The following is an 18,425-nucleotide window of genomic DNA, read 5'->3' on the forward strand; positions in this document are numbered from 1 at the left end:
GGTAGACTAGGCCTGCCGTCGAAGACGGTCACACAGCCTCGCGCAATTGCTCCGCCGTCTGCAAATCCACCGACACCAGCTGGGAGACGCCCTGTTCGGCCATGGTAACGCCGAACAGGCGGTTCATGCGGGCCATGGTGATGGGATTGTGAGTGATGATCACGAAACGGGTTTGCGTGGAGGCGGCCATTTCGTCCATCAGGTTGCAGTAGCGCTCGACATTATGGTCATCGAGCGGGGCGTCCACTTCGTCAAGAACGCAGATCGGCGCTGGATTGGTGAGGAAGACGGCGAAGATAAGTGCCATGGCCGTCAGCGCCTGTTCGCCGCCCGATAGCAGCGTCATGGTCTGCGGCTTCTTGCCGGGCGGGCGGGCGAGGATTTCGAGGCCAGCATCCAGCGGATCATCGCTTTCGATCAGCTGCAATTCGGCTGTGCCGCCGTTGAACAAGTGGGTGAACAGCCGCTGGAATTGCGCATTGACCACGTCAAAAGCCGCCACCAGCCGTTCCCGGCCCTCGCGGTTCAGGCTCTGGATCGCACCCCGCAGCTTGCGGATCGCGTCGATCACATCGTCGCGCTCCTTGATCAGGGCTGCGAGTTTGTCGGAGAGTTCCTTCTGCTCTTCATCGGCGCGCAGGTTGACGGCGCCCAGCCGTTCGCGCTCGATTTTCAGCCGGTCCAGATCGCGCTCGACCTCGCGCAGATCCGGGATCGCGTCATCGGGCTTCAGCCCCGTCAGGCGGAAGGCTTCGTGCGGACCGACATTGAGCGCTTCCTGAATGCGTGCCTCGGCATCCTTGCGCCGCTCGCGTCCAGACAGCAGTCGCTCTTCCGCCCGGCCCCGACGCTCACGGGCTTCGGCCAGCGCCGAGAGGGCGCTGGCAGCGACCTGATCGGCCTGACGCTGGCGGGCCTCGGCCTCCACCAACCGGTCGGCGGCGGCACGCCGTGCGGCTTCGGCCTTGTCCAGCTCGCTCATCAGCAGGCGGCGCTTTTCGTCAAATTCGTCGGGGGCAGCGTCCAGCTCGGCCATTTCGTCGCGGGCTTCTTCCTCGCGTTCCCTCAGCGTAGCGATATGCTGGCGGGCACTCGTGGCGCGCTGCGCCCAACTTTGCCGCTCCTGACGGATCGCCATGATCCGGCGCTGGCGCTGGTCGTTTTCGCGGGCGAACCCTTCATGGCGGGCGCGGGCTTCAGCCACCAGTCCGCGACCGGTGGCAACCTCCATCTGCAATTGCCGCAATTGCTCGTCCAGCGCCGTCAGATCGGCCTGATCGGCAAGGGCGATCTGCGCCTCTTCGGCCAGGCTTTCAGCCTCCTCGATCTGGGCGCGAAGACCGTTGACCGCCTCTTCCACAACAGCGCGGCGGCGCAGCAGATCGCCGCTGGCCCGCTCGGCAGCGCTCAACGCCTCGCGGGCTTCCGACAGCTGACGCAGGATCAACCGTTGACGTTCACGCCCTTCGCCAAGACGCGCTTCGCTCGACGTCACCGCCTCGCGCGCTGCCGTCAATTGTTCTTCAGCGTCTTCCAGCCCGATGCGGGCCTCGTCAACCTCTTCCTCCAGCGCCTTGAGACGGTTTTTCTGAGCCAAACGCAAAGCCGCCGCACTCGGCGCTTCGGAACCGGTAACATGGCCGTCCCAGCGATAGACAGCCCCTTCCCGTGTCACCAGCCGCTGGCCAGGTTTCAGATCCGGTTGCAGGCGTTGCGCGGTATCCGAATCGGTGATGCCGATCTGTTTCAGGCGACGGGACAACGCTTGCGGTGCGGAAACATGGGCTGCAAGCGCCACGATGCCAGCGGGCAAAGCCGGATCATCAGCATCCGGCCCGGGCATGGCCCAATGGGCTGGAGCCTGTGCGTCGAGCGGGCTTTCCAGATCATCGCCAAGGGCGGCACCCAGCGCCGTTTCAAAGCCGCGCTCCACCGTCAGCGCATCGGCCACCGGCGAAAACTCTCCGGCGCTGGCCGAAGAGGCCAGCATTTTGGCAATGGTTTTTGCCTCGGTTTCCAGCGCCGCCAATGCAGAGCGGGCCGCTTCCACCGGGCCGCGGGCCAGTGCCTCGGCCCGGCGCGCGGCACTTAAAGCCTCTTCCGCTTGCGCAACCGTGCTTTCGGCCTCTTCCACCGCATATTCACCGGCTTCCACCGCCTCGCGCTTTTCCTCCGGGTCCGGCAGGGCGGCGAGCTTTTCGGCCACGGCGTCCAGTTCGCGGCCTGCCTCGTCGGCCTGACGCTCCAGCCGCAGCCGCTTGTCGGCGAGGTCGCGCAGCGCCCGTTCCAGCTGGTTGCGCCCGGCGGCCGCTTCGGCGCGGTCGGCGGTGGCAGCGGCAAAGCGGGCTTCGCTGTCAGCAAGGGTTGCCGATGCTTCCTCGAAAGCAATGCGCAGATCGTCGACCTCCTGGCCGCTTTCCGTCAGCACCTCTTCCAGTTCGGCTTCCTCGGCAGCGAGCCGCTCGAGAATTTCAGCATTGTCATCGACCAGCCGCTGTTCGCGGGCAATGTCTTCTTCAAGCTGCAACAGCCGCCGGGTCAGTTCGTCGCGGCGCTTGAACAGCCGTCCGGCATCTTCCTCCAGCTGGCTGCGGGCAATCTGCAAGCGTTGCAGGCTGGCTGCGGCCTTGACCTCTTCGTCACGCAACGCAGGCAATTGCAGGCTGGCAATGGCTTGGGCCTTGGCCGCCTCCATCTGCTCCTGCGCCCGCTCGGCCACCAGCGAGGTCGTCTCGTTGAGCGAGGCTTCCGCCTCGGCCTCGGCCTGCCGCGCTTCCGTCCAGCGGATATGCAGCAGCATGGCATCGCGGGCGCGGATATCGGCCGACAGCATCTTGAAGCGATTGGCCTGCCGGGCCTGGCGCTTCAAGCTCTCGATCTGGCTTTCCAGCTGGGCGACAATATCCTCCAGCCGCTCCAGATTGGTTTCGGCAGCACGCAACCGTAGTTCCGCCTCGTGGCGGCGCGAATGCAGGCCGGAAATGCCGGCGGCTTCTTCCAGCAATTGCCTGCGTGCCTGCGGTTTGGCCTGAATCAACTCGCCAATCCGCCCCTGGCCGACCATCGACGGCGAGCGCGCCCCGGTCGAGGCATCGGCAAACAGCAATTGTACATCCTTGGCGCGAGCTTCCTTGCCATTGATGCGATAGACCGAACCGTTTTCCCGCTCGATGCGGCGGCTGACCTGGATTTCGTCGCTGTCGTTGAAGGCAGCGGGCGCGGTGCGGTCGGAATTGTCGAGGTAAAGCCCAACCTCCGCCGAGTTGCGGGCCGGGCGATTGCCGGAGCCAGAAAAAATCACGTCATCCATGCCGGAAGCGCGCATGTTCTTATAGGAGTTTTCCCCCATCACCCAGCGCAGCGCCTCGACCAGATTGGACTTGCCACAGCCGTTCGGCCCGACCACGCCGGTCAATCCGCGCTCGATGATGAATTCCGTCGGTTCGACAAAGGATTTGAAGCCGACGACCCGAAGCTTGGTGAACTTCATGGGCGGGCCTCTTGGGGACGGGTCTGATGAGATGCAGGAAACGCTTCGGCCAAGGATACCCCCCTCTGGCTTGCCAGCCATCTCCCCCTCAAGGGGGGAGATCGGGTGAGGATGGGTCTCACTCCCTCATTTCGGCGGGCTTGCGAAGATCCGGGCGGACAATACCTGGAAACGACGGCAGCGTCTCTTGCCGATCTCCCCCCGTGAGGGGGAGATGTCCGGCAGGACAGAGGGGGGCAGGCCCCACGCTCATCATGCCAAAACCCTGACACCGGCCACAAAAAAACGGGCGCATGGCTTTCGCCACCGCCCGTCTTGATCGGATGCGCAGTGTCAGAGAAGGCTGTCGATGAGCGCCGACATGGATTCAACCGACATATCTCCAGAATAGCTTTTGCCGTTGATCAGGAAGGTCGGGGTTGCGTTGACGCCGAATTGCTTGGCGCCGCGGTCCCGCTCTGCGGTTACATCACCGGCAAGCTTGGTGTTCGTCAAGCAAGCCTGGAAGCTTTCCTGTGTGAAACCGGCCATTTTCGACATTTGCAGCATGGCGCCACGCACATCGCCATTGTCAGGCGCTGCCCAGGAGCGCTGCTGCTTCAGGAACATGGTGATGAAAGGATAATATTGATCCTTCGGGGCGCAACGCGCCAGCATGAAGGCGGCGGTGGCGGCGGGGTCGAAGGGGAATTCGCGGAACACGAAATAGACCTTGCCGGTATCGATGTATTTTTCCTTGATAGTATCGAAGGTCGTGGCGTGGAAATGGGCGCAATGCGGGCAGGTCATCGAGAAATATTCAACGATCTTGACTGGTGCGTCGGGCTTGCCAAGCGCCATATCCGGCAAGGCACCGGGCTTCATCACCTCTGCCATATCGACATCATGGTCGGGCTTGGGCATTTCGGCGGCGGCAAAGGCCGGGCTCACCATACCGGAGACGGCGAGGCCTGTGGCCGCCGTGGCGATACCGGCCAGGAGATGGCGCTTGGTCAGGGTCAGTTCTGAATTCGACATTATTTCACCCGCATAGAGTAACGATCGTGCTGTAAACCTGCGCCCGGTTATACCTGTCTCTCACAACCTGACAATACATCATCTGGCAAGACATCGCTCGCAAGACTGAGTTGTCGCGAGACAGGCACACCGCCGCCCCACAGCACGGTTCAGACTGTATGTGAGGGTTTTGGCCTGCCAATTCAAATTACAAAGCTGTCATTTCGGCTTTTTTTGCGACAATACCGCCCGGCCCAGCCGCTCGACTGCCTTTTTGAGCTTGTCGCTTTCAATCCCCTCAGTCATTTCCGAGAGCTTTTTCGCCTGCACCGCGTCCAGACGGCCCGGCCCGCGCCGGTGCTTGGCGGTATTCGACACCGGTTTTTGCACGATGCGAATCTGCCCGATGGCCGGATAACCAAAAAATCCGTTGATGCGGGCAATCAACTCGCCCTGCGCATGGTTGAGAAACAGCGCCCGCGCGCCTTCGCAGGCAATGGTCAGCACGCCCGCCTTATACCCGCCGGATTGACCGGCAGGCGCACTCGACTTCGGGCCGGATTTCTGGCCCGAATCCTGTCCGGCATAGTCGCGCCTCGGCCAGACGATCTTTTCAGGCCGTGTGCAATCGGCAAAATCGGCCCCGGCAATCTCGTCCCAGGACGACAGCAGCGCCGTCGAAATCCCGGCACGCCGCGCAATCACCGGGTCGATGATACCGTTGGCCAATTCGGAAATCTGGGCAGCGCCGCGTTTTTTGAAGGCCATGGCTGGATGGTGCCTCGTCATTGCAATCCGGAACGCTTGATATGCGCCGTGATTCGTCACCATATATATAGTATGAGCATGAAAACCCGAAAACCTGCCGAACATACCCCTCACGAAGACGGGCCTCACCAAGAGGGACCAAGCGCTGACGAGCTTCTCGCCTGGTATGACCGCCATCACCGTGACCTGCCCTGGCGGATTTCGCCGCCAATGGCGGCGCGCGGTATCAGGCCCGACCCCTATCACATCTGGCTTTCGGAAGTGATGCTGCAACAAACGACGGTGCAGGCGGTCAAACCCTATTTCCTGAAATTTTTGGCCCGCTGGCCGAAAGTCACCGATCTGGCTGCCGCCCCCACCGAGGACGTGATGGCGGCCTGGGCGGGCCTTGGCTATTATGCCCGCGCCCGCAACCTGAAGAAATGCGCTGAGGCCGTCGCCGATCTGCATGGCGGTGTCTTTCCCGACACCCAGGAAGGCCTGCAATCCCTGCCCGGCATTGGCGATTATACCTCTGCCGCCATTGCCGCCATTGCGTTTAACCGACAGGCGGCGGTGATGGACGGCAATGTCGAGCGGGTGATTTCGAGGCTATACGCGATCTCCGATCCGCTGCCCGGGGCCAAACCGGCGATCAAAGCACAGGTCGCAGCGCTGACGCCCACTGAGCGGCCCGGCGATTTCGCGCAAGCGATGATGGATCTGGGCGCGACGATCTGCACGCCAAAACGGCCAGCCTGTTCGCTCTGTCCGTTCAACACCCACTGTCTGGCGCTGAAAGCCTATGATCCCGAGCATTTTCCGGTCAAGGCGGCGAAAAAGGCCAAGCCGATACGGCTTGGTGCCGCCTTCATCGCTCTTGATGACCGCAACCGCATCCTGCTGCGCAAGCGCGCCGACAAGGGGCTTCTGGGTGGCATGACGGAAGTGCCGACCACCGAATGGACGGCCCGCGTCGATGGCGACGATAGTGAGGCCAGCGCGCCGATGGACGCCAATTGGCGGTCCTGCGGGGTCGTCACTCATGTGTTTACCCATTTCGAGCTACGGCTGACGATCTTCCGGGCCGATGCGGTCAAGGGACGGCCCGACGATTACCATTGGGCCGATCACGGATGGTGGGAGCCGCTCATCAATCTTGAAGCCCAGGCCTTGCCGACGGTGATGAAAAAGGCGATCACCCAGGCTATACCCGAGGCCTTCGCAGCCAGAAAAATGGAATAGAGCATGGCAGAGATCCGGCATATCGTTTTCGACATCGGCAAGGTACTGATCCATTACGACCCCAACCTGCCCTTCAGCCGGATCATTCCTGATGCCAAGGAGCGGCAATGGTTTTTCGACAATGTCTGCACCCATGACTGGAACATCGAACAGGACCGGGGCCGTACATGGGCCGACGCCGAAGCCCTGCTGATTGCCCAATATCCCGACCGCGAAACGCATATCCGTGCCTTTCGCCAGCATTGGCGCGAAATGGTGCCGCATGCCTATGACGGCACGGTCGAGATCTTCAATGGCCTGATTGATGAGGGCCGCGATGTGACCATGCTGACCAATTTCGCCGCCGACACATTCACTGAAGCCCGCGAGATGTTTCCCTTCCTCAACCGCCCGCGTGGCGTCACAGTGTCGGGCGAAGTCGGCTTGATCAAGCCGGATGTGGCGATTTATCACCGCCATGCCACGGACTTTGGTCTCGATCCCGCCCATTCGATTTTCATTGATGACAGCCTGCCCAATGTGGTCGGTGCCAAGGCTGCTGGTTGGCAGGCGGTGCATTTTGTCAGCCCGGAAAAGCTCAAGGCGGATCTCACTAACGTCGGTGTGCTTTGATGGCCAAAGTGTTTCTCGACGGCTATATCGACGTCACAGAGGATCGGCTGGAAGCCGTGAAGGCGGCCCTGCCTGAACATATCGCCCTGACGCGGGCAGAACCGGGATGCCTATCTTTCAACGTCGAAGCCTGCCCGACTGTCGCCGGGCGTTTTCTTGTTTCGGAAGTCTTTGTTGATAAGGCCTCTTTCGACGCGCATCAGCAGCGCACGAAGGCATCGAACTGGTTCACGGTGACGCAGGGTATTACCAGGAATTATACGATTAGGGCTTGATAGCCCTCACCAACCTATTCCTTCAAAACCTTGTCATGGGAATGGCCTTGCCGGGACATCGATATGATCCGGCTCCAGCCCGGCCTTGGCGCGCTCAACCATCATCCGGTAGGCGTCTTCGAGATGGCGGGTAAAGCGGTCGGTGTCAAACAGCGGCGTGGTGTGCCGGTTGGCGGCGATCCTGTCGCGCAATTCTTGAAGACGATTTCTGTTGTGCGCAAGGTCTTGCGCCTGGGCAATGTAATCATCAACGGTCTCAGCCACCAGTTCCGGTACGCCAAGCGCGGTCAGCAGGCTTTCAGAAACGCGGGAGGCGAAATTCTGGCCCTTCAGCGCCAGAACGGGCACTCCGGCCCAAAGGCAATCGGATGTGGTCGTATGGCCGCAACAGGGAAAACTGTCGAGAATAAGATCTGCTGCGGACAGCCTGGCGAGGTGATACGGGTAGGCAAGTGGCGGCGTGAAGATCAATCGTTCCGCTGACAGGCCATGACGCGCGAACAGTGTCCGGAGATTATGCTTGGCAATGTCGTTTCTGCACAGGATCCACAGGATGCTGTCCGGCAGATCCGCCATGATCCTCAGCCATGCCTCGACAGTTTGCGGGCTGAGTTTCTTGATGCTGTTGAAGGATGCCAGAACGAACCTGTCCTGCGGCAAGCCCAAAGCTGCTCGCGGCACTGCTGGCGGCAAGGGCCGGTTGATATTGTCATTGGGTTGATAGGTTTCCGGCAAACGGCAAAATTTTTCCTGGTAAAACGGCTTGCTGGAATTAGGCGTCACAATCGGATCGCCGATGATATAGTCGCAGTCTATGCCGATGCCGCTGCCCGGAAAACCAAGCCAGGCCACCTGTATCGGCGCAAGGCCGGAATTGACCAGACCTATTCTGGCATCCTTGGTATGGCCTTTCAGATCAACAAGAATGTCCAGGTCGTCATTCTGGATCATCGTGCTGGCGGCCACATCAGACAGGTCGCCGATTTGCTTGATCATGCCCATGCGGGCGCGCGATCCATTATCGCTTTCGACCAATGCCTTGTTTGAATAGCAATAGAGGATAATCTCGAAACGGCTTCGGTCATGGCGCTCAAGCACGCCCTGCAACAGGATCATCGTCGCATGAGAACTGAAAAAATCGTTGGAAAGATAGCCAATCCTGATCTTGTCACCAAAGACATGTGGTTTTTGCCGGCGCATTGCGCGGATCTGCGGCGATATGTCTGGCCGGCCCTCGCCCAGGATGCGGGCTTGAATGCTCTCATCGCTGCACCAGTGGAGAATGTTGAACGGCAGCTCGCAGGACATGGCAAATTCATCACCCGCCAGGATTGCCGCCAATGCCGCGTCATTGGCGACTTTCAGCTCATCCAAACGGAGAAAATCGAACAGATGATGCCGGCGAAAAATAGCGGCAGCATGGTCTCTCGGCTCAACCTGCAATATGCGTTCGGCTGAGGCAAAGGCTTTTTCAGTATGCCCGGCCTTTTTATAGAGTTCGAATGCAACTTTGTTCAGCCTTATGCCATCAGTGGCAACGAGGTCCGCTGCAAGAGTATAATGATCCGCCGCCGTCTCCAAATGCCCAAGCCGATAATGGCATTGGGCAGCCATGATGATCATTCGCGGATCTTGCCTGGCAGGTGGCAAGAGTGCGGCAAATTCATCAAGCGCCTGTTGAAACAGACCCTTAGTATAGGATGAGGTGACTTTCTTGGTAGCATCCAAGGTCATGGCTTTCTGACAACGCGGCCGCCGATCAATACATGTTCTTCATTGTTCGCTCGGGCAGTTCCTTGTCATAGGCTTCGCCGTCAAAGCCGTTGACGATGTTTTTCAGCATCTGGCCGGGTGATGGCAGGGTAGAGCGCTCGACATGGCGGGAGACGTCCCAGAGATTTGAGCGAAGAATGGACTTGGCGCAGTGGAAATAGACGGTGTCGATCGCCAGGAGGATCACGCTTTTCGGCAGTTTTCCATCAACGGCGAAGCGGGTGAGTAGGTCCGGGTCGGCGCTGACCGTGGCACGGCCATTGACCCTCAGCGTTTCGCCGACGCCGGGGATGAGAAACAGCACAGATGTCCGACCGTCTTCGATGATGTTCTTCAGGTTATCGATGCGATTGTTGCCAGGGCGGTCGGGGATGGCGAGCGTCTTACGGTCAAGAATTGCCACGAAGCCAGGCGCATCGCCCTTGGGCGAGCAATCGGTGCCATCAGCGCCGACTGTAGCGAGCAGGATGAAAGGCGAAGCGCTAACGAAGGCGGCGTAATCATCGTTCAGATAATCGATTTCCTTGGCAAGTGACGTCTCCTTCACCGTGCCATAGAGGGCTCCCAGCTGTTGCAGCGTGGTAATGGTCATCATCCGCCTCCCGCGTTATCGCGTCTTATACCATGCCAGATTGCGCGCCATAATCATCGTTTACCGTGATGATTCACCCGGATCAACCCTTGGCGGCATCCGCGCAGATCGCCACCAATACCGCCTCGAAATCGCGGGTGAAGCGGGGGGTATCAAACAGCGGCGCGGTATCGCGGGCTTGAAGAAGGTTCTGGCGCAGGTGAGATTGGCGGACCTCATCCTGCGCCAGTTCGACCGCCAGGCGGCCGAATTCGGTAAGATCGTTGGCGACAAGTTCGTTCAAGCCAACGGCACTCAAAAGACTTTCGCTGACGCGGCCGGCAAAATTCGTGCCTTTCCAGGTCAGAACCGGCACCCCAGCCCAAAGGGCATCCGCCGTTGTCGTATGGCCGTTACAAGGCCCCGTATCAAGGGCGATATCAGCATAAGGCAACCGGCGCAAATGCTCCGAGAGCGGTTTTTTCGGCGCAAAGATCAATCTCTCCGGCGCCACGCCAAGCCGGACGGCTGCGGCGCGAAGATTGTCTCGCGTCGTTGGTAGCATATCAATCAGCCAAAGCACCGACCCATCAACCGATTTCAGGATTTCCATCCAGGTTTTGAACACCTGATATCGAATTTTCACCGCTTGATTGAAGGAGCAGAACACCACACCCTGTTCCGGCAAGCCGTGAAGGCTGCGCGGGCCTTCGCGCATCACCTTTTCACGGCTATTGTCATTGCATTGGTAGCTATTGGGCAGCCGAAAGATTCTCTCGGCGTAAAACGGGTCCGACGATGGCGGGGCGACAATGGAATCGGCAATGGCATAATCAATGCCAACCCCGACGACACTGCCTGGAAAGCCGAGATAGGCCACCTGCACAGGGGCCGGGCGGCGGCAGAAAATCCCCAGCCGGTTCTCGAAAGTAAATCCCTTGAGGTCGATCAGGATGTCGAGATCAAGCTGCCGTATGGCGGCAGCGGCCTGATCGTCATCCAAGTCAAGAATGTCGACATAGTGATCGATGGCCTCAAGGAAACGTTGGCGCAGCATGCCCTTGCGGTTCTTGGCTGCGGTATGGCAAATGCCGAAAATCTCAAAACGGTCGCGATCATGGTTTTCGATCACGCCGGTCAAAAGCGAGAGCGTCGCATGCTGGTATAAATCCGCCGAGACATAGCCAACCCTCAGCCTTTGTCCGGGCCGCACCGTATAAGGCCGCCGCGGCGCAACCGTGGCTCGATGCTTCTCCCCTGTCCGGATCGCACTCAGGACATGATAGGCCTCATCGCCAGACCATTGCAGCGCCCGGAAGACACTTTCGCGGATGTCCAGCACCGCGCCATCCGCAGCATAGGCAGCCTCAAGCTCTCTCTGCAGCCGCGTGGCCAGATCGAAATCGCAGAGGTTCATGGCGCACCAGAACAATTCCGTCAGCGCCAGCCGTTCCGTCGGGCGGGCCTCATAGGCGGCCTTCAGCACGTTAAAGGCTTTCTCTGCCTGATCAGCCCCCAGCAGTACCATGCCTGCATTCAACCAATTGTCGAAATCGCGGCCAATCGTTACCAGCTTAAGGGCATAGGGCAGCGCCTCCGGATAGCGGCCCGCTTCGCGGTAAAGGCTGCAAATCGAATGATTGGCATCGACATCGTCAGGCATATAGCGGTGCAGCACCAGCAAGGCACGCAGAGCCAGATCGTCGTGACCGGATTCAAGATAATGAGAGCAGGCGCGAAAAGCGACATCACGTTTGCGCGTGGGTGTAAGCGCAATCACACGCTCAAAAAGTCCGGCGGCCTCAAGCCGGTTGCCGAGACGCTCATGCACGGTGGCGGCGAGAATATGCGCCTCGGCATTGCTTCGTTCGGCTTGCAACAGGCGCGAAACGGTGGTCAGGGCCGCCTCATAGGCGCCCTCCCCGTATTGCTCCAGTGCCTGCCTGTATAAAGCCGCCAAAACCCGTCCCCCAGTTGTTGAAGATAGGAAATAAAGCGGCAGACTTGTCCGAACCTGTTTAGTGCTTCGAGAATAACCGCTAAGTGCTTATAACTAGATATCTAATTTATATTAGCTGCACATCTGCAACTTGAAGATACGACAACCTAGACCTATCATAAAAATTACAACCTGCGTACTTGAGGCAAGGCCAAAATGCCCGGCGCGGAAACCGGGCCGGGCATTGTCACTTTCATCGGGACTGAATACAAAAACCGACGAAGATAGTCAGCATCGGCGCCGATGATTAAGAAATTGTAACGGCGGCAGACAATGCGCCGACCCGACACGATAAACTCATCCCGCCAACTTGCCCATGCTGGCGCGCACCAGGCTGCGCAAGTCATCGATCGGCTTCAACTTGCCTGCGTCCTCGTAGTGCCAGAAGGTCCAGCCATTGCAGGCATCCAGGCCGCGAACCTTCGCGCCAACCCGGTGGATGGATCCGGCTTGCGTGCCGGACACCAGCGTGCCATCAGCGCGGATGATGGCGCTATGGCGACGCTTTTCGCAGCTCAGCACCTGGCCGGGCTGCAAAAGACCGCTATCGAGAAGCGTATTAAAGGCGACGCGCGGCTCGGATTTCTTGCCGGTCAAGACCGTCAGTTCCACCTTGCCCAATGCCTCGACGGCGTCGATGCGGGCGGAAGCGGCGTCGATATAGTCCTGTTCCCGCTCGATGCCGACGAAATTGCGGCCCAGACGCTTGGCGACGGCACCGGTCGTGCCAGAGCCGAAGAAGGGATCGAGCACCACGTCGCCGGGCTTGGTCGAGGCCAAGATGACGCGGGCCAGCAGGGCTTCCGGCTTCTGGGTCGGATGGATCTTCTTGCCGTCCTCCCCCTTCAGGCGCTCACCGCCGGAGCAGATCGGGAACAGCCAGTCGGAGCGCATCTGCACATCGTCGTTGGAGGCCTTCAGCGCATCGTAATTGAAGGTATAGCTCTTGGCCTTGGCATCGCGCGAGGCCCAGATCATCGTTTCATGGGCGTTCTGGAACCGGCGACCCTTGAAATTCGGCATCGGGTTGGTCTTGCGCCAGACAATATCATTCAAAATCCAGAAATTCAGATCCTGAAGCGTCGCGCCGACCCGGAAAATATTGTGATAGGAGCCGATGACCCAGATAGTGCCATGCGGCTTCAACACGCGCCGGCAGGCAAGCAGCCAGGCGCGTGTGAAGGCATCGTAAGCCTCGAAAGAGGCGAACTGGTCCCATGCATCGTCCACGGCGTCGACAACAGACTGGTCCGGCCGGTGGAGCATGCCCCCCAACTGCAGATTATACGGTGGATCCGCAAAGATCGCATCCACCGATTGATCCGGCAGAGCCTCCAAAGCCGCAACACAGTCGCCCTTGATGATACTGTTCATCCAGGCGAAGGGATCGTTGGAGCGACGAAGGTCGGCGAGCGGGAAAACAGAGGCCATGGAATACTCACTGGTTACGCTGACGCAGCACATATTTAACAGTGCCTATGGTTACCGAACTTGGTTACCAAATGCTGAACGGTGAGCTTAAATTTTCATGCAATTTCAGGCAGCCAGCCGGATCAGGCCGTGCTGGGTCCAAAGGCAGGCGGATGCACCACCGCCCCACCATAGCCCCCGGCCGCAATGCCATCACAAAGCATTGACCATTCGCAGCCAAGGCAGGCGGCACGGACAGAGCCTGTGGCAAAGGCCTGTCGCAGCCGCGCCAGCAGGGCCTCGTCCGGTACAATGACCGTGCCCGTGTCAACCGGACGCGACAAAAGCCCGGCAACCGCGTCTTTGGCTTTCCTGTCGCGCTCCAGCACGCTATCGCGGAAACAATGGGCTGTTTCCGAATGGGTCAGGGGCTGACAGAGATCGTCGGGGCCATCAACGATCTCAATGGATTCGCCCTCGGTCAACCGTTTGGCAATGCGGTGATAATTGGCGACGAAATCAGCACTATAGCCTTCACCGACAAAGGTCAGCATACAGAGCAGATGATGACCGCGTAGCCGAACCGTCATGGCAATTGCACACCCTGCGCCAGCGGACGGACATTGCGTCCCGTTCCAGCTCGTTTTCCATCGCTCCTGATTAGACGCAAGGGACAAATTTGTCGAGGCAGATGCAGACCTGCCATGAGCATTCGGCAGATCTGCGCAATTGTTCTTTACCGCCATATCGTGTAGTCAGGCATTTCCCCCGACAACAGGATATGATGTGCATGGCTGGCTTCGACCTCACCCTTTTCGATTGTGACGGCGTGCTCGTCGATTCCGAAATCATTGCCGCCAAAGTGGAATCCAAGCTGCTGACCGAGGCAGGCTATCCGATTTCAGTCGAGGAAATGGGTGAGCGTTTTTCCGGCATGACCTGGAAAAACATCCTGATGACCATCGAGAAGGAAGTGGATATTCCGCTCTCGGCCAGCCTGATCGACAAATCGGAAGCCCTGCTGGACCAGCGGCTGGCCCGCGAGGTCAAGCTGGTGGAAGGGGTCACCTACGCCCTGTCACGTCTCCAGGGGCCGCGCTGCATCTGCTCCAATTCCTCGTCACAGCGGCTGGACATGATGCTGACCAAGGTCGGCCTCAAGGAGTTTTTCGCGCCGCATGTCTATTCCGCCAAGGATCTCGGCGCTGACCGGGTCAAGCCGAAGCCGGATATCTATCTGCATGGCGCTGCCCAGTTCAACGTCAAGCCGCAAAATTGCGTGGTGGTTGAGGACAGCGTGCATGGCATCCATGCCGCCCGCGCCGCTGGAATGCGGGTTGTCGGCTTTACCGGCGCCTCCCACACCTACCCCTCCCATGCCGACCGCCTGACGGAAGCCGGGGCCGAAACCGTGATCGCCCGAATGATGGACCTGCCAGCCGTGATTGCCGCCATGGCCGAATGGGACCATGTGATCTAGAGCATTGGACCGAAAAGTGGGAACCGGTTTTCCAAAAAAGCCCGACGAAAACAAAATAATACAGAGAATATTTTTCCCCAGACAAAGTACACGACACTATCGTTTTTATCGGTGGCTTACCCCCCCTCTGGCTTGCCAGCCATCTCCCCCTCAAGGGGGGAGATCGATATCCGCAAACCCCTTATCCTACAGGAACCATGTTATTTCCGGCATATTAAGTCGCTCCTGCATAATTCCTTAAATCGGAATCGATTTAAGGAGAAAAAATATGCGGCAGGCACTTTTTGCCGATCTCCACCCTTGAGGGGGAGATGTCCGGCAGGACAGAGGGGGGTAAGCCGCACACCGGAACCTTTGCGTTATTGACTCTATGCCCCACACACCACTGCTGGCGGGAGGCGAACGGTGAGCGCTTGTGGCAGAATGCTGAAGCGTAATGCGCCGGGCCTGATCACTTCGCCATCGGCCTCGGCCATGGGGATCTTGCCGTGCGGCTCGATGTCGATCACCCGGCCGCGATGGGTCTCGATCGCGGACAAATTCGCCTGACTGCCATTTGCGAAAGCCGCAAAGATCTTCAGATTGCCAATGGCGCCGCAATGGCGCGCAAAGACCAGATCGAGTTGGCCATCGTCCAGCAAAGCCCGCGGCGCGGCGCGCACACCGGCGCCGAACCAGCCGCCATTGGTAACGGCGGCCACAAGAACCGCGCCGTCATAAACGCATCTTCCGTCCACCGCAATGCGCAGGGCCGCTCCCTTGTAGCGGGCGATGCGCGCCAATGACATGAGCCGGTAGCGCAGAAAAGCCGGCAGACGCGAGGGTCCACGGTTTGCCTCCATCGCCGCGACGATTTCGCCCGAGACGCCGGTACTGGCGACATTGATGAAATGCGTGGTCGTGACCTCGCCACCGCCCACATGGCTTTGCAGAAGACCGACATCGATGCGGCGCGGGGCCGCCATGGCAATCGCCTGCAATTGGCGCTCGACGGTTGCGGGCCAATCGAAATTGCGAGAAAAATCCGCGCCCGTGCCACCCGGCAGGAACGCAAAGGCGGTTTGCGAATAAAGCGACGTCAGCAGCCCATCCACGGCCTGACCAACCGTGCCATCGCCACCCACCGCCAGCACCAGATCGGTTTCGGGCGTGACGGCCGCACGCACCTGGGGACCCGTCATGCCCTTGACGGTTTCGAGCAGCGAATAGCCGGGAAAAATCTCCGCAAGGGCACGGGCCGTGCCAGGCCATGCGTGAGCACCGCCCGCCACAGGATTGCGAATGACCGTGACCCTCATGCCGGACCTACTATTGCCGCGCCGCTATTCATGGAACCATGAAGGGCGTGCTGCATCTTTGTTTTTACGCATTTGCGCACACAAAACCGCTTCGCACTTCTGCTGAAATGCTCAACAAACATAAAGAGCGGCAGCGCCGTGCACCATATTTGACGCGGCGCTGTCGTGCCCGATAGGCTTATTTACGCTTTTTGCCGGAAGGCTTGCCCGTGGTCTTGGCCGGACCTTCATCGAAACCGACAAAGATCTGTGTCGCCGCCGTGGCATTGGCAGCCATGGTGATATCGCGGCTAAACAGGAACTGGGCCGGCTGATCGGCACTGGCGAGGTTGGCGGTAAACGGCACCAGTTCCGAGGATACCACCGTATCGCCATCGACGACGGCAACCCGGATCGGCATGTTGATCGATCCGGCATGACCTTGCGGCCCGGCGACCAGCCGTCCCGCCACCTGAACCTTGACGGTCAGCGTGGTGTCGGACTGGGTGCAGGCGCGGGTGGTTTCGGCAAGCGAGGCCTGGAACACCACATCCTGCGGGTCCTTGGAACCCGACTTGGCATAGGTGCGGTAGAAGGACGTGCCATCGCGCAGGGAGATCTTCGGGCAGACGGCCTGAACCACGGCACCAGAAGACGCTGCCGGGGCGCCAGCCGTCGCTGCACCAGAGACCGATGTCGTGGCATTGGAGCTGAACAGACTGCCTCCACTGGCGCCAGAACTGGAGCCGGCCCCGGAGCCGCTGGTATTGCAACTGGCCAGAAAAACCGCCAGGACCGGAACAATGACCAGAGCCGACTTATTAACCTGAGCCAAATTATTAACCTGAGATGAGGCGGACGAGCCGCGCATTATAGATTGAAACACCGGGTCACACCTTCTGCATCATGACTTCGTCTCACCGCGTGGAGAATGCGGTCTGGAAACAGGAAAATCTCCCGTAATCAGCCTTTCCTTATCGGTTGGCGATGGTCTATACCAGCGGCGTGGCAAAAAATCGATCAGCTAGCGCGTGCTTTGTTGCAATTTTCAGCATGGCATCAGCAAGACTCTGAATCACTGTGGCGCCATGAAACTTTAGACCGGGCGTGACCTTTAGACCGAGGATACTGGCATGGACTTTATTTCCACTCGCGGCGAGGCACCCGCTCTCAATTTTTGCGACGCGCTTCTGGCAGGCCTCGCCCGTGACGGTGGCCTTTATCTGCCCCGCGAATGGCCGAAAATGCGCAAGCGCGACATTCGGGCGCTGCGCGGCAAGACCTATCAGGAGGTCGCGTTCGCGGTGCTGAAACCCTTCGTGGACGGCGAAATCAAGGATGATGCCCTTCAGGCGATGATCCATGACGCCTATGCCACCTTCCGCCATCCTGCTGTCGCGCCTTTGGTGCAGACCGGGCCGAATTCCTATATTCTCGAACTGTTCCACGGCACAACGCTGGCCTTCAAGGATGTCGCCATGCAATTGCTTGGCCGGCTGATGGATCACGTTCTGCGCGAGCGCGGACAGCGCGCCACCATTGTCGGCGCCACCTCGGGCGATACAGGTGGGGCGGCCATCGATGCTTTTGCCGGGCTTGATAACATCGACATGTTCATTCTGTTTCCCAAGGGCAAGGTCTCGCCCGTGCAACAGCGGCAGATGACCACATCCAAGGCCGGGAATGTCCGGGCGGTGGCCATCGAGGGCAATTTCGACGATTGTCAGGATCTCGTCAAAGCCATGTTCAACCATGTCGCTTTTCGCGACAAGGTGCAGCTATCCGGCGTCAATTCGATCAACTGGGCACGGATCATGGCCCAGGTGGTCTATTATTTTACCGCCGCCCTTTCGCTGGGGGGACCAGACCGGAAGATTTCCTTCACTGTGCCGACCGGCAATTTCGGCGATATTTTCGCGGGCTATGTGGCGCGCGAAATGGGTCTGCCCATCGACAAGCTGGTGATTGCCACCAATGACAACGACATTCTGGCCCGCACGCTGAAAACCGGACGCTACGAGATGCGCGGTGTGATGGCCACCACCTCGCCATCGATGGATATCCAGATTTCCTCGAATTTCGAACGCCTGCTGTTTGAAGCCAGCGGCCGCAATGCCGGTGAGATCCGTTCGCAAATGGCCTCTCTCAAGCAATCCGGCGCTTTCGAGATCAAGCCGGATGCGCTCAAAACCATCCGCAAACTCTTCCGGGCCGGGCGCGCCACCCAACAGGAGGTGGCAAAGACCATCGCCACCACTTTGGCTGAAACCGGCTATCTGCTTGATCCCCATACGGCTTGCGGCGTGGTGGTCGCATCGAAATTCGAAAAGCCACAAAGCCCGATGGTGACGCTGGCCACAGCCCATCCCGCCAAATTTCCGGCGGCGGTAAAATCGGCATCGGGTATTGACCCCGCGCTTCCGACGTGGCTTGCTGATCTGATGGATAGGGAGGAGCGTTTCGACGTCCTTGCCGGCGAGCTCGACGTGGTGGAGGCATTCATCTCCGCTCACTCGCGCGCCGGTGCTTAAGAAACGCGGAAAGATAGAC

General features: G+C 59.4%; 15 protein-coding genes. 5 read left to right on the plus strand and 10 right to left on the minus strand.

The window, feature by feature from the left end:
- Nucleotides 1–28 precede the first annotated feature (28 nt).
- The 3 genes from H1Y61_RS15355 to H1Y61_RS15365 all read right to left on the minus strand — a co-directional run bounded on the left by H1Y61_RS15355 (nucleotide 29) and on the right by H1Y61_RS15365 (nucleotide 5,254).
- A complete protein-coding gene (locus tag H1Y61_RS15355) occupies nucleotides 29–3,490 on the minus strand; it encodes a chromosome segregation SMC family protein (protein WP_180573114.1) in 3,462 nt (1,153 codons plus the stop codon).
- 333 nt (nucleotides 3,491–3,823) lie between these two features.
- A complete protein-coding gene (locus H1Y61_RS15360) occupies nucleotides 3,824–4,507 on the minus strand; it encodes a DsbA family protein (RefSeq protein WP_060719058.1) in 684 nt (227 codons plus the stop codon).
- A gap of 198 nt (nucleotides 4,508–4,705) precedes the next feature.
- Nucleotides 4,706–5,254, minus strand: a complete 549-nt coding sequence (locus H1Y61_RS15365) for a DUF721 domain-containing protein (protein WP_060719250.1) — start codon at nucleotides 5,252–5,254, stop codon at nucleotides 4,706–4,708.
- Between the two features lie 78 nt (nucleotides 5,255–5,332).
- Between H1Y61_RS15365 and mutY the strand changes: the two genes are divergently transcribed.
- From mutY to H1Y61_RS15380, 3 genes are read left to right on the plus strand one after another with little or no spacing between them, the layout of a single operon-like run.
- Nucleotides 5,333–6,478, plus strand: coding sequence for an A/G-specific adenine glycosylase (gene mutY, locus H1Y61_RS15370; RefSeq protein WP_180573115.1), 1,146 nt, complete (start codon nucleotides 5,333–5,335; stop codon nucleotides 6,476–6,478).
- A gap of 3 nt (nucleotides 6,479–6,481) precedes the next feature.
- Nucleotides 6,482–7,090 (plus strand): HAD family hydrolase, encoded by a 609-nt coding sequence (locus tag H1Y61_RS15375; RefSeq protein ID WP_180573116.1) that lies wholly within the window; start codon nucleotides 6,482–6,484, stop codon nucleotides 7,088–7,090.
- Nucleotides 7,090–7,365 (plus strand): putative quinol monooxygenase, encoded by a 276-nt coding sequence (locus H1Y61_RS15380; protein ID WP_180573117.1) that lies wholly within the window; start codon nucleotides 7,090–7,092, stop codon nucleotides 7,363–7,365. Before H1Y61_RS15375 ends, H1Y61_RS15380 begins: the two co-directional genes overlap by 1 nt.
- Nucleotides 7,366–7,398: 33 nt before the next feature.
- Here H1Y61_RS15380 and H1Y61_RS15385 read toward each other — a convergent pair whose 3' ends face one another.
- From H1Y61_RS15385 to H1Y61_RS15405, 5 genes are all read right to left on the minus strand, one after another.
- Nucleotides 7,399–9,099: an O-linked N-acetylglucosamine transferase, SPINDLY family protein gene (locus tag H1Y61_RS15385; RefSeq protein ID WP_180573118.1), complete on the minus strand. Its 1,701-nt coding sequence runs from the start codon at nucleotides 9,097–9,099 to the stop codon at nucleotides 7,399–7,401.
- A gap of 25 nt (nucleotides 9,100–9,124) precedes the next feature.
- On the minus strand, nucleotides 9,125–9,733 hold the full coding sequence (locus H1Y61_RS15390) for a pyridoxamine 5'-phosphate oxidase family protein (RefSeq protein WP_180573119.1): 609 nt from the start codon (nucleotides 9,731–9,733) through the stop codon (nucleotides 9,125–9,127).
- A gap of 79 nt (nucleotides 9,734–9,812) precedes the next feature.
- Complete coding sequence (locus H1Y61_RS15395) at nucleotides 9,813–11,669, minus strand: O-linked N-acetylglucosamine transferase, SPINDLY family protein (RefSeq protein WP_180573120.1); 1,857 nt, start codon at nucleotides 11,667–11,669, stop codon at nucleotides 9,813–9,815.
- 336 nt (nucleotides 11,670–12,005) lie between these two features.
- The gene (locus tag H1Y61_RS15400) at nucleotides 12,006–13,139 is read right to left on the minus strand and encodes a site-specific DNA-methyltransferase (protein WP_015915196.1); all 1,134 of its coding nucleotides are present in this window, start codon (nucleotides 13,137–13,139) and stop codon (nucleotides 12,006–12,008) included.
- A 122-nt stretch (nucleotides 13,140–13,261) separates the two neighbouring features.
- Nucleotides 13,262–13,708 (minus strand): DUF1284 domain-containing protein, encoded by a 447-nt coding sequence (locus tag H1Y61_RS15405; RefSeq protein WP_174110168.1) that lies wholly within the window; start codon nucleotides 13,706–13,708, stop codon nucleotides 13,262–13,264.
- A 200-nt stretch (nucleotides 13,709–13,908) separates the two neighbouring features.
- On the opposite strand from H1Y61_RS15405, the gene H1Y61_RS15410 reads away from it, so the two are divergent.
- Nucleotides 13,909–14,598 carry an HAD family hydrolase gene (locus H1Y61_RS15410; RefSeq protein ID WP_156554155.1) on the plus strand — a complete coding sequence of 230 codons (690 nt, stop codon included), beginning with the start codon at nucleotides 13,909–13,911 and terminating at the stop codon, nucleotides 14,596–14,598.
- Nucleotides 14,599–14,966: 368 nt separating this feature from the next.
- Here H1Y61_RS15410 and H1Y61_RS15415 read toward each other — a convergent pair whose 3' ends face one another.
- Both H1Y61_RS15415 and H1Y61_RS15420 read right to left on the minus strand, forming a co-directional pair.
- Nucleotides 14,967–15,896, minus strand: coding sequence for a diacylglycerol/lipid kinase family protein (locus H1Y61_RS15415; protein ID WP_180573121.1), 930 nt, complete (start codon nucleotides 15,894–15,896; stop codon nucleotides 14,967–14,969).
- A gap of 178 nt (nucleotides 15,897–16,074) precedes the next feature.
- Nucleotides 16,075–16,710 carry a hypothetical protein gene (locus tag H1Y61_RS15420; protein ID WP_234903254.1) on the minus strand — a complete coding sequence of 212 codons (636 nt, stop codon included), beginning with the start codon at nucleotides 16,708–16,710 and terminating at the stop codon, nucleotides 16,075–16,077.
- A 298-nt stretch (nucleotides 16,711–17,008) separates the two neighbouring features.
- On the opposite strand from H1Y61_RS15420, the gene thrC reads away from it, so the two are divergent.
- The gene (gene thrC, locus H1Y61_RS15425; RefSeq protein WP_180573122.1) at nucleotides 17,009–18,406 is read left to right on the plus strand and encodes a threonine synthase; all 1,398 of its coding nucleotides are present in this window, start codon (nucleotides 17,009–17,011) and stop codon (nucleotides 18,404–18,406) included.
- Nucleotides 18,407–18,425: the final 19 nt, after the last annotated feature.

Origin of the sequence: Agrobacterium vitis (assembly GCF_013426735.1) — a bacterium.
Taxonomy (GTDB): Bacteria; Pseudomonadota; Alphaproteobacteria; order Rhizobiales; family Rhizobiaceae; genus Allorhizobium; species Allorhizobium vitis_D.